At 62.1% G+C, this 11,161-nt stretch carries 11 protein-coding genes; 7 read left to right on the plus strand and 4 right to left on the minus strand.

Translation table 11 applies throughout. The features are described from left to right. Positions 1–231 precede the first annotated feature (231 nt). Together rpsL and rpsG are read left to right on the plus strand one after the other, a co-directional pair. On the plus strand, positions 232–630 hold the full coding sequence (gene rpsL, locus Q7S20_04745; protein MDO8501130.1) for a 30S ribosomal protein S12: 399 nt from the start codon (positions 232–234) through the stop codon (positions 628–630). After that, positions 631–1,101, plus strand: coding sequence for a 30S ribosomal protein S7 (rpsG, locus tag Q7S20_04750; GenBank protein ID MDO8501131.1), 471 nt, complete (start codon positions 631–633; stop codon positions 1,099–1,101). It begins immediately after the preceding gene. Positions 1,102–1,336: 235 nt separating this feature from the next. On the opposite strand, the gene Q7S20_04755 is transcribed toward rpsG, so the two are convergent. Then, complete coding sequence (locus Q7S20_04755) at positions 1,337–2,554, minus strand: hypothetical protein (GenBank protein MDO8501132.1); 1,218 nt, start codon at positions 2,552–2,554, stop codon at positions 1,337–1,339. A gap of 172 nt (positions 2,555–2,726) precedes the next feature. On the opposite strand from Q7S20_04755, the gene Q7S20_04760 reads away from it, so the two are divergent. Together Q7S20_04760 and Q7S20_04765 are read left to right on the plus strand one after the other, a co-directional pair. After that, a complete protein-coding gene (locus Q7S20_04760; protein MDO8501133.1) occupies positions 2,727–4,436 on the plus strand; it encodes a D-aminoacylase in 1,710 nt (569 codons plus the stop codon). 35 nt (positions 4,437–4,471) lie between these two features. Continuing rightward, positions 4,472–5,104, plus strand: a complete 633-nt coding sequence (locus tag Q7S20_04765) for an outer membrane beta-barrel protein (GenBank protein ID MDO8501134.1) — start codon at positions 4,472–4,474, stop codon at positions 5,102–5,104. A gap of 34 nt (positions 5,105–5,138) precedes the next feature. Here Q7S20_04765 and Q7S20_04770 read toward each other — a convergent pair whose 3' ends face one another. Next, positions 5,139–5,645 carry a hypothetical protein gene (locus tag Q7S20_04770; GenBank protein MDO8501135.1) on the minus strand — a complete coding sequence of 169 codons (507 nt, stop codon included), beginning with the start codon at positions 5,643–5,645 and terminating at the stop codon, positions 5,139–5,141. Positions 5,646–5,887: 242 nt separating this feature from the next. Then, complete coding sequence (locus Q7S20_04775; GenBank protein MDO8501136.1) at positions 5,888–6,589, minus strand: hypothetical protein; 702 nt, start codon at positions 6,587–6,589, stop codon at positions 5,888–5,890. Positions 6,590–6,809: 220 nt separating this feature from the next. Here Q7S20_04775 and Q7S20_04780 point away from each other — a divergent pair, with 220 nt between their 5' ends. From Q7S20_04780 to Q7S20_04790, 3 genes are all read left to right on the plus strand, one after another. Further along, positions 6,810–7,601: a hypothetical protein gene (locus Q7S20_04780; GenBank protein MDO8501137.1), complete on the plus strand. Its 792-nt coding sequence runs from the start codon at positions 6,810–6,812 to the stop codon at positions 7,599–7,601. Positions 7,602–7,628: 27 nt separating this feature from the next. After that, the gene (locus tag Q7S20_04785; protein MDO8501138.1) at positions 7,629–8,621 is read left to right on the plus strand and encodes a hypothetical protein; all 993 of its coding nucleotides are present in this window, start codon (positions 7,629–7,631) and stop codon (positions 8,619–8,621) included. A gap of 159 nt (positions 8,622–8,780) precedes the next feature. After that, positions 8,781–9,245, plus strand: coding sequence for a hypothetical protein (locus tag Q7S20_04790; protein MDO8501139.1), 465 nt, complete (start codon positions 8,781–8,783; stop codon positions 9,243–9,245). 750 nt (positions 9,246–9,995) lie between these two features. Here Q7S20_04790 and Q7S20_04795 read toward each other — a convergent pair. Then, positions 9,996–11,039, minus strand: coding sequence for an IS110 family transposase (locus Q7S20_04795; protein MDO8501140.1), 1,044 nt, complete (start codon positions 11,037–11,039; stop codon positions 9,996–9,998). Positions 11,040–11,161: the final 122 nt, after the last annotated feature.

The following is an 11,161-nucleotide window of genomic DNA, read 5'->3' on the forward strand; positions in this document are numbered from 1 at the left end:
CTGCTGAAGAAAAGCGGCGGCAACGCGTGATGTCCTTCCAAACCCCGCCAGCTGAGCAGTCAGAAGTTCCAATAACAACATGAACCCAAGGGGACATTTCTACTTTGTTAAGACGGGGGACATTTCTACTTTGGCTTGACACTCGGGTTGACACTAACCCCCGCTCCGGCTTAATTTTACAGGCTAACCCCGCCCTCTTTTGCGGGGGATTTTTTACACCCAGTAGCCTTAATGCCGACAATCAATCAGCTAGTCCGGCAGAGTCGCCGCGACGTACAGAAGAAAGAGAAAGCCCCTGCCCTCAAGTCGAACCCGCAGAAGCGCGGGGTCTGCACGCGCGTGTACACGACGACCCCCAAGAAGCCCAACTCGGCGCTTCGCAAGGTCGCCCGTGTGCGCCTGACCAACGGGTTCGAGGTCACCGCCTACATCCCCGGTGAAGGTCACAACCTGCAGGAGCACTCGATCGTACTGATTCGCGGCGGCCGAGTGAAGGATCTTCCCGGCGTCCGCTACCACATCGTTCGCGGCGCGCTCGACGCCTCGGGCGTGAACGGCCGCAACAAGAGCCGCTCAAAGTACGGCACCAAGAAGCCCAAGGCGGCCGCACCTGCCGGAGGAAAGAAGTAAATGAGCCGTCGCAAGAAGTCGGTGAAGCGTCCCATTCTGGCCGATGCGCGCTACGACAGCCAGACCGTTTCGAAGTTCATCAACGCCATCATGTACCAGGGGAAGAAGTCCACTGCCGAGCGCATCTTCTACGATGCCATGGATCTCGTCGAGACCCGCACGGCCCAGAGCGGCGTGACGATCTTCAAGCAGGCCCTCACCAACCTGAAGCCGGCCGTCGAAGTGAAGAGCCGCCGCGTCGGTGGTGCGACGTACCAGGTGCCGGTCGAGGTTCGCCCCGATCGCCGCACCGCGCTCGCGATGCGCTGGCTCATCACGTTCTCCCGCAGCCGCGGCGAGAAGTCGATGGCCGAGAAGCTTGCCGCCGAGGTGATCTCCGCGTCGAAGGGCGAGGGCAATGCGATCAAGAAGAAGGAAGACACGCACCGCATGGCCGAAGCGAACAAGGCGTTCGCCCACTATCGCTGGTAGGTCCGAAAGGTCTTTCTCTAAGTCTGTGCCTCGTCTAGCGTTACTGCGCCGGACGAGGCGTTTTCTTTTCCTGGTATCGCTACTTGGTGTCCGTTGGCCTAGGAAATTGCCACCCTGCCTGACGCTTGCGATTAAGCACCGCCATCACGTCGTCCGTTGCCGGTGCGTAGTGATCGTTTCCCATGTTGTCACACTAGTGGCGCGCCGTCGCCGACTCTGCGTTTGACCCGTACCGCTACTTCCCGCACTTAAGCGTTACGCGTCCCGCCTCAGCCGGCATGTAGATCGCCAGCGCAGAGACCTTCGCGTCGGCTGAATTCGAACCCAGTGCCGCGCCAATAACCTTCGTGGTAGCCCCCGACTCCTGAAAATCGTTCACGATTATCGCGTTCGCGCCAACCTGGGCCGCCTTCTTCTTGACCTGGTCGGTGATTTTTCCATCGCTCGTATAAACCGAATTGCCCTCGGCGCTGATCCAGGCCAACTCATGGTAGTCGTGGGGAACCTGCGCCCGGCTCGTGTAGAGGTCGACCGCCTCATCGCATGTCGGAGCGTGACTCAGGCTCGGACTGATGTCAGTAGTCTGAGTGCGCACGCCACACGCCGACGCGGCCAGCGCGCTCAATATGAGCGGAAGCGCCCATCTCCGGTTTGTCTTGATCATCCTCGTCTCCTTGCTGAGTGTATTGTCCCCCAAGCGAGCAGGACGTAACCAGAGCCAAGGATTGCAAGGTCGGGGCCCAAACCGGCTGGGATGAAGATTGGCCGGATGGTAGTGGTGGTTCTTGTCCTGTCCCGCCGCCCGCCACATCTCATGCCACAGGTGGATCGCGTAAGTCTCCGCGCCCGGCGGCTCCGCACGGTCGGGGTCGAGAAATGCGCGCCATTCGCGGAATCCAATCGGGCAGAAAACGTCGTACGGCTTGACGTACCGCCGCATCGAGAATCGCTCGACGGCGTCGTGCATCAGCTCCGGTCCTGTCTCACCCCATACGAGCTTCGCGGGATCCTTCGCCTGGCAGACGGCCCACATGTACGACATGAGCTCGCTTCCGGCAGGCACCTTTATCGCGCCGATGTTTGTCAGCGGCCGGCCGTTGCTGAACTCGCTCGAGAACACGTACTCGTCGGCGAAGTCGAAGGGCCTGACGCAGACGAGATCCGTGTCCGCCCACCACCCGCCCCGCTCCAGCAGCAGTTTGTAACGAAAGAAGTTCGCGAATCCGGCCCACGTCGCGTGCGCGGAATACTGAAACGCGCTCGACTCCGGAAGAATCCCGGCCGCATCCATCATGACCACGCCGGGCGGGACATTCCTCACCGCGTCGTAGGCGTAGAGGTGATACGAGTGGCCGTTGGCGAGGAACGATGCGACCGACAGTTGCTCCATCGCCGAAACCCCGGGTCCGATCCAGAGACTCTGGATCGGACGATTGGCGTCAGCGATCGTCATTCGTGCGGCGTGGCGTCATCGTGGCCAACGTAGCCATACCGGCGGGCGCTTGCCAGACTCGGCCGCAGATCGTCACGGACTTCCGATCCCGGGACGGTAGCCGCGCACGCGCCGGCGGATAAGTTTGGGGGCCGAATCGCACCATACGATGCCGTCTTCCGGAGAACATGCGATGGTTCGCTGCTCAGTCCGCTTTCTTGCCGCAACGGTTTTTGCCCTCGGGTGCGCGCATGCACCGCAAACCGCGGTATATCCCGCGCCCGCACACGACGTCGTCATCCGTGGCGGGATGGTGTACGACGGCTCGGGCTCGCCGGGCCGCATCGCCGACGTTGCGATTGACGGAGACAAGGTTACTCTCGTCGGCAATCTCTCCGGAGCCCGCAGCAGGCAGGAGATAGACGCGCACGGACTCGCGGTCGCACCCGGCTTCATCAACATGTTGAGCTGGGCAACCGAGTCGCTGATCCAGGACGGCCGCGCGATGAGCGACATCCTGCAGGGAGTCACGCTCGAGGTATTCGGCGAGGGCGACTCGATGGGTCCCCTCAACGACGCGATGAAGAAAGAGGCGGTCGAGCAGCAGGGCGACATCAAGTACGACATCAACTGGACGACCCTCGGCGAATACCTCGGCTATCTCGTCGAGAAGGGTGTCTCGCCCAACGTCGCGTCGTTCATCGGCGCGACAACGGTGCGGGTGCACGAGATTGGATACGCCGACCGGCCGCCAACACCGGCCGAGCTCGAGCGGATGCAGGCGCTCGTCCGCCAGGCCATGGAGGATGGCGCGCTCGGAGTAGGGTCCGCGCTCATCTACGCGCCGGCATTCTACGCAAAGACAGACGAGCTCATCGCACTGGCGCGCGCAGCCTCGCCGTACGGCGGAACGTACATCTCGCACATGCGGAGTGAAGGAGCGCGGCTGCTCGAGTCGGTGGACGAGCTGATGCGCATCGCGCGCGAAGGCGGCGTCGCTGGTGAGATATATCATCTCAAGGCGGCCGGGAATGACAACTGGAGCAAGCTGCCTGCGGTCATCGCCAAGGTTGACTCGGCGCGCGCCGCCGGCCTTAACGTCAGGGCGGACATGTACACCTACACCGCCGGCCAGACGGGGCTCGATGCAGCGATGCCTCCCTGGGTGCAGGAGGGCGGATACAAGGAATGGGCGAAACGGCTTCAGGATCCGGCGATTCGCGCGCGCGTCGCTGTGGAGATGCGCACACCTACCGACAAATGGGAGAATTTCTTCGCCGCGGTCGGCTCGCCGGACAAGATTCTTCTCGTCGGGTTCAGGAACGACTCGCTCAAGCCGCTGACGGGAAAGACGCTGGCCGAGGTCGCGCGCATGCGCGGGAAGTCGCCGGAGGAGACGGCGATGGATCTCGTCGTCGAGGACGGCAGCCGCGTCGGCACGGTCTACTTCCTCATGTCGGAAGACAATGTCAGGAGGCAGATCGCAATTCCGTGGGTGAGCTTCGGCTCCGACGCGGGAGCGCCTGCCGCGGAAGGCGTGTTCCTCCGGTCGAGCACGCATCCGCGCACCTACGGGAACTTCGCGCGCCTGCTCGGCAGATACGTGCGCGACGAGAAGATCATTCCGATGGAAGACGCGATCCGCCGGCTTACGTCGCTGCCGGCGCAGAATCTCCGGATAGCGAGGCGTGGCTCGCTCATGCCCGGATACTTCGCCGACGTCGTCGTCTTCGATCCCGCGAAAGTCGCGGACAACGCGACGTTCGAGAATCCGCATCAGTACTCGGCCGGGATGGTGCATGTCTTCGTGAACGGGAAGCGGGTTCTGAAGGACGGCCAGCATACCGGCGCCACTCCCGGTCAGGTTGTGCGCGGGCCGGGATGGAAAGGCGCGCGTAAATGAGGGAAAAGCCGCGGCGACTCACTAACGGAGATGTAATGAATGTGTCGTTCAGGATTCTCGCAGTCACAGGGGCTATAGCTGCGTTCGCTCCGCCGGCTCAGGCACAGCTGGTGTACGTCGGCGTTCGCGCGGGCGCCGGGATTCCAACCGGAAGCTTCGCCGAAACAGGGCAGGGCGCGAGTCAGGATCCGTATCTGAAGGGAGCGAATCCCGGGTTGGGATACGGACTCGATGCGGGAGTCGGCCTCGGTCCGCTCGGAGTATATGCGGGACTCGACCACATCAACTTCGGTTGCCAGGATCAGTCGTGCGCGTCGAGCGGCAAGTATAAGCTTTCCGGGATCAGCGCGGGCGTCCGGCTCGGCGTGCCGCTGATCCCGCTGATCAAGCCGTGGGTGAAAGCGGGGATCACGTTGAACGAGATGACCGGAACGGTGGGCGGATCGGCGACAGCCACGAAAATCACGACGGATCGCCGTCCGGGCTACGAGCTCGGCGCGGGCGTGGACATTCCAGTGATGGTTCTGTTCAATCTCACGCCGCAGGTCAGGTACATCGGGCAGAAGCTGAAGTACAGCGCCACATCGGCGGGCGTGACCACGCGCGGCGAGAAGCGAGCGGACTACTACACGTTCGATTTAGGATTCAGACTACGGAGCCCGTTCTAGCGTCACTCCACGAACCTGTTGACGATCTCAGCCGTCACTGAATCCGAAAACCGTCCTCGGTCACGGGGACAGTTTCTGACCGCCCGCCACTGCACGCTCCGACGGCCGCAACTTCGCCGACGGTTGGAAGCGAGAACGTCTGCGGCGATGCAGTTGAGTTGATCGTGAAAGCGTACGCCTTGCCATCGAGCAGTGCGCCAGTCGCTGTCTCGCCTTTCTCGATCGCTCCGCTTATCTGAACGACTCCGCCGCTCACGCTGAGACAGGTGATCGTTCCGCGAAACCGCGACAGTCCCGCGGGGCTGTTGTGAATGAACTGAATGGTGCCCGTGGCCGCGCTTGAGCCGGCCGGCGCCTGCGCGCTGACGGTCAGTTTTCGCGTGTCACGGCCGACCTTGCTGATCCCCGCGCCACTGATGCGCGCGCCGCCCTGTGCGTACAGGGGCCGGGGCCGGTGAGAGCCGGCGGCGAGAACTACTGCCGCGAGAAACAGTCCCGCGACATGCGACGCGCGCGGTGACGTTCTGACGAAGGCTGACATCACTTGGGCTCCTGATAATGGGACAGGCAATCAATGCATGGGCCACGCCGCAACGGCGCTGTTCCCATTCATATGACGTACACCATGGATGGAAAGTTGCTCCCGCCACAGCGCCGCGCCAGACAATATTTGTCAGCGAGCGACTGCCGCTTCGGCACACTTCTATCGTTCGCGCGCTCGGCGAGCGAGCGGGAGGACATGTGGGAGAGACTGGCCCTGGCAGCCGAGCGCGAGCCACGCCGTCAGTGTAGTGGAACTTCCCATTGAAGATCTGCCGCATGGAGAGCAGTACTGCTGTTGAAATAGATGCGCTGGCCCGGGCGGTGCGACGCGATGTGAATGTTGCCGTCCCAGTCGAGCAGGCGGAACACGAGGCTCTGCGCGAGCGGCGCGGTAGGCTGACCGGTGAGCGAGTCCACGTCTGATATGTAGAACGACATGTCGCCCACCGAATCGAACCCCGAGTGCGCGCGGCGCCGGAGACGGTCGTCGGCGATGCAGCTGCGCGAGTCCGAGTAACACGTGCTGTTCTGGTCGAGCCGCAGGCCGCCGTCCTGGCTCAGGGCGACTGTGCCGACGTGGCGGTGCTGGCTCGTGGCGCGCTGCGGATCCTGAAGTGCCTCGTTTGAAATGAAGCGGAGAGCAGCCGACGATGGTCCGCGAATCGTGACCCCGTAGTCGGTACCGGGCTCCGCGGGTCCACCAACGGAGAGTCGTCCCTTCACGACGAGGTCACCATCAATGACCGTCGGCGCGGCGGCCGTGCGCGGGAGACGCGCAATGACGTGGCGCGCGAGCTCATCGTAGTCTACCGGTGGCGGTGCGGTCCGGATGAAAACCGTGTCTACCGAACGGGTCGCGGGCGGTCCCGCGACGGTTCCGTGGAGCAGCCATGGAGAAGTGCCCGCGGCGAGCGCGGCGAGAGCGAAGGCGTTGATGCGCATGCTATTGGCCCGGTTGATGAGTGGCGAACGCGAACTGCCTACCTGTACCTTGTATGCTACAGTTATGCAACGCAAAGGTCACGGTGGGGCGGCATGAAGCGAATCGAGCCCGAGGACATATGCGAGCCGGAGTGGGCGGAGTGGTATCGCCTCACGCCCGCAGAGCGATGGGCAGAAAGCGCCCGCATGTGGGCTACATACACGACGCTGGGAGGCACGCTTGAGCCAGACGCCGATACACAAAGTCCTTTCGACGATCCGCAGGCACGACGTGAAGTCGCTGCTGATGGGGGAACAGGCGTGCATCTTCTACGGCGCGGCGGAGTTTAGCCGCGACACCGATCTGGTAATTCTCGCCGACACCGCAAACCTCGAGCGACTGACCGCGGCGGTCGAGGAGCTCGAGGCGGAAGTCATCTCGGTGCCGCCGTTTGCCAAGGAGTACCTCGACCGTGGTCACAGCATTCACTTCGCGTGCCGCCGCGCTGACGTGAAGCGGATGCGGCTCGACGTCATGTCGAAGATGCGTGGGGTCGATGCTTTCCCATCGTTATGGGAAAGGCGGATGACGGCGGAACTTCCCTGGATGGGTGAGGTGGAGATCATGGCCTTGCCCGATCTCGTTGTGGCCAAGAAGACGCAGCGCGACAAGGACTGGCCGATGGTGCGGCGGCTGGTGGAGGCCAACTATTTCGGGTTTCGCGATGAGGCCACGCCTGAACGAATCCGGTTCTGGTTGAGGGAGCTGCGGACGCCGGAGTTGCTGGTGGAGGCGGCCGGGATGCACGGCGTTGAAGCTGGGGCTCTCGTGGAGCGGCGTCCATTGCTGGAGTCCGCCATTGCGGGGAGTGTCCTGGAGCTGGAAGTGCGCCTCGCCGCGGAGGAAGCCGATGAACGTCATGCCGATCGCGAATACTGGACTCCGCTTCGCGCGGAGCTGGAGCGGTTGAGGCACGAGGCGCGAACGCGGAGTGCAGCTCGCGTCGATCCGGGAGGCGGGTTTGACAGTTGAGCGTCGTCGCTCGCGAGGAGCGGTACTGTGAGCAACCGCCGCGAAACGGGTGATGGTGTCCCACGGGAGCTGGGCGGACTACCCGCCGTCGGCGGGGCGCACCAGGCGCTTCAGGAGGTGGTGCTCGAGTTGAGGAGGAGAACCTTCCGCGATATGAGTGAGGCGCAGGCGTTCGTCGATGCGCGAATGGCGGCATACAACGACGCGGGTCAGGAGGGTCTCGAGGGCCTGTCTCCAAACCAGATGCGCTCACTCCTCGATGTTGACTGGTTCAACGGGCAGGGACTTCGACTCGCCACCGACCTGAGCCTCGATGACCTTTCCCATTCGCGTTTCCTGTTCAACGTGCGCGCTTTGCTCCTGGCGCTTCGAGACGACGGACCCGCCCCCGCGACTCAGGCTGGCAATCTGTCGCGCGCGTTCGTGCGAACGATGCTTGAGCGATTGAGGTGGGAGGGAGCTTCAGGCGACGAGCTGAACCAGAGCGCTCGGACTCTTAACGAAGCCGATGTCTGGCCATTACACGTTTCGCGGCTGGTCGCGACTCTCGCTGGCCTGGTGGTTCGTCGCAAGGGGTTTCGCATTTCGGCCAGAGGAAAGTTGCTGTTGCGTGATAGCCGGGCTGGCGAGCTGCATGCCGCGCTGTTCAATGCGTATTACAAGAAGTTGAATCTCGCGTACACCGACACGCTGCGGGAGCAGCCACGCCTGCAGTCGGACATCGCATTCTCCTTGTGGGTGGTGCGCGGCATGGCTCGTAACTGGGTGAGCGAAAAGGAGCTGTCGCGACGTGTGTGGCGTCCCGAGATGACTGTACCTGCTGATCGCGAATCTCCGCCATGGTTCGATGAGGCCGCGTGGCGCGCTTCCGCGTGGCTGGTGCGGCCGCTGGAATGGTTCGGTCTGTTGGAAGTGCGTGAGGTTCCAGGCGAGAGTACTTACGCGGAGCGAGTTGAGGTGCGGAAGACGCCGGTTTTCGACAGGTTCCTGCATTTTCAAATGGCCCGACGCACGGGCTGAGAGGGCCTGAGCAGCGCCCGAAACACGCGCGCGCCTCGCTAAACCCCCAAGGCAGTAGCTGGAGGACGGCGGTTACCGTCTGATTGGTCGAGAAACCTATTGATGTCGGACTGCGCCGAGGCGACGTTTACGATGCGGTGAATCACGCCAGGAGAAGTTGTGCCGGTCACCGCGAAACTTTCACGCAAGTTCTACGAGCGATTCGGAGACGAAATCGCCAATGAGCTGGTGGAGTGGTTCAACGCCGTGGATGCGACTTATCAGCGTCAACTGAAGGAAGTGAATGATCTGAACTGGGAGCGAGTGGAGACCCGGTTCGGCGCGTTTGACGAGCGTCTTGACGGTATGGCAGAGCGTTTCGACGAGAAGCTCGGCGCGCTCGGAGCGCGGATCGACGCGAAGCTCGGCGCTCTCGAAGTGAGCTTCCAGGCGAAGCTCGGGGCTCTCGAAGTGAGCTTCCAGTCGAAGCTCGGGGCGCTTGAAGCGAGAATTGAGTCCACTCTCGACACGAGAACCCAGCGGCTCAGGTCTGAGCTGATCCTGTGGATGTTCGGCTTCTGGACGGCCACGGTAATCCCGCTGGTAGGACTGATGCTGTCGCTGTCTGGAGTGTTTCGCCGGTAGCCAGTAAACGAAGAAAGTCACAGGTGTGGGAGTGCCAGAAGCACAGTCAACAGTTGCGAGGCCCCTCGGAACTCACTGCTATGCCTCTGCCGTCTCGCACCTGTGCCTTTCTACGTTGACTTTTCCTGAAGTCTGCCAAACTGACCCACCACCGGCCGCCTCGGTAGTGGGTCAGTTTAGCTCGGCAGTCGGTTCACAGGGTGGGAGACAGGCTAGCCGGTCCGATTTCACCTGAGAAAGTACTTGTCCTCTGCCATGTCTCTGCACTCGCCACAAGACACGAAGAGCACGGAGGAAAACGGTTACTGGGGGAACTGCACGGCCATGCAAAAAAGAGATGCTCAGTGCCTCCATTGAATATGAGCCTGAGTCATTGGGAGACAGAGAGCCTCATGGAACGTATTATCGGCGCTGCGATAGAAGTGCATCGGCATCTTGGACCAGGATTGCTGGAATCGACATACGAAGATTGTCTTTGCTGGGGACTTGAGCAGTCTTCTGTGAAGCGGCGCCCCGCGTCAAGTACGAATTGCACTTGCCGTTGAATCTCTTCAATTGTCCGTGCGATCTTCGAGGTGCTGCTCAGCCTTCTGTTCGCGCTCGGTTGTGAGGCACACTGGCCTCGGCGCATTTGGGTTTACGAAGGAACGGCGGCGCCAACTAATTTTCGGCTCTCGACTGCGGCCATAGACTGCTACGCGCTCGCCGCTCCTATTCAGTCATCTCGAACTTCGCACGTTCACTTCAGCATCAGCTCGCCTTTGCCAGTAGCGACCGAGGCATGCGGAGTTGCGCCGCGTTGTACTGTGAATGATCTCTCCACATCGCGAACAGAACCCCAGCAAGGCGACGCGCCAGAGCTACGACGGCGATCCGCTTTCCCCGTCGAGTTGCGATTATCTGCGCCCACGCTCGGAGCGCTGCAGTCTCCTCACTCTTCGATCTCATGATCCGCCAGGCAGCCTCGACAAGCAGATAGCGGACACGCGAGTTGCCGGCCTTCGTGATCTTCCCGACTCTGCGCTTCTCGCCCGAGCTTCGCTCTCCTGGCACCAAGCCGAGGAACGCCTCGAACTGATGCGCTGATCGAAATCGCGAAATGTCATCCACCGTGGCAACCACTGCGCTTGCTGTCACCGGCCCGATCGATGGCGCAGTAGTCAGAAGGGCCACCTCTGTATCGTTCTTTGACAACTCGGCAATGCGCCGGTCAGCTGCGTCGATCTGCTCGTTGATCGGTGCCAGCACCTGAAAAAGCGGCATCAGCTCGGCAGCCAGAGTATCGGAGAGATCGAGTTCGGATATCCTCTGTGCAACCTTCTCTGCCTCACTGCCAGCGACTCGCAATCCATCACGTCTCACCAGCGCCTTGGCAAGCGAGATGTAGCGCGTGCGGGTTCGGACGAGGGCTTCGCGCACAGCGAGTTCCGCTCGAACATGGCGTCTCGCCGGCGATACCCGATGCGCCGGCCGAAAGGCTCCTATCCTCAGCGCTTCGGCGAGCGTACGAGCATCGCGCTTGTCGGTCTTCACGCGGCGACTCCGCGTAGCATACATCGGCGCATAGTTCGGATCGGCGACTACCACCTCATGGCCAAGGCTCTCGAGATGCTGCGCTACCCACTCGCTCTCGGTGGACGCCTCAAGAAGAATCCTCGCCCTGGGGCGATTGCCTAGCACTGCTCCGAACCGCTCCCGGCTGGTGACGATCCTTCGCTCCTGTACGGTCCCGTCCTCGGCGAGAATGCACAGCTGACTCTCGCGCTTGTGCAGATCCAGTCCTATCGTATCCATCGGCTGGCCTCCCGGTTAGTTGTGCCTCGTCGCAAGACGATGAGCACGTCCGTGTTTGTGGGGCGAAGTTGCCACCACGTCGCCGTGGAGGTCCAGCCACTTCATACCAACTAATCAACGGA

Source organism: Gemmatimonadaceae bacterium (genome assembly GCA_030647905.1).
Taxonomy (GTDB): Bacteria; Gemmatimonadota; Gemmatimonadetes; order Gemmatimonadales; family Gemmatimonadaceae; genus UBA4720.

What these genes read in the sequence shown, in the direction of transcription:
- rpsL (MDO8501130.1), top strand. Translation starts at nt 232, where the DNA reads ATGCCGACAATCAATCAGCTAGTCCGGCAGAGTCGCCGCGACGTACAG.
- rpsG (MDO8501131.1), top strand. Translation starts at nt 631, where the DNA reads ATGAGCCGTCGCAAGAAGTCGGTGAAGCGTCCCATTCTGGCCGATGCG.
- Q7S20_04755 (MDO8501132.1), bottom strand. Translation starts at nt 2,554, where the DNA reads ATGACGATCGCTGACGCCAATCGTCCGATCCAGAGTCTCTGGATCGGA.
- Q7S20_04760 (MDO8501133.1), top strand. Translation starts at nt 2,727, where the DNA reads ATGGTTCGCTGCTCAGTCCGCTTTCTTGCCGCAACGGTTTTTGCCCTC.
- Q7S20_04765 (MDO8501134.1), top strand. Translation starts at nt 4,472, where the DNA reads ATGAATGTGTCGTTCAGGATTCTCGCAGTCACAGGGGCTATAGCTGCG.
- Q7S20_04770 (MDO8501135.1), bottom strand. Translation starts at nt 5,645, where the DNA reads ATGTCAGCCTTCGTCAGAACGTCACCGCGCGCGTCGCATGTCGCGGGA.
- Q7S20_04775 (MDO8501136.1), bottom strand. Translation starts at nt 6,589, where the DNA reads ATGCGCATCAACGCCTTCGCTCTCGCCGCGCTCGCCGCGGGCACTTCT.
- Q7S20_04795 (MDO8501140.1), bottom strand. Translation starts at nt 11,039, where the DNA reads ATGGATACGATAGGACTGGATCTGCACAAGCGCGAGAGTCAGCTGTGC.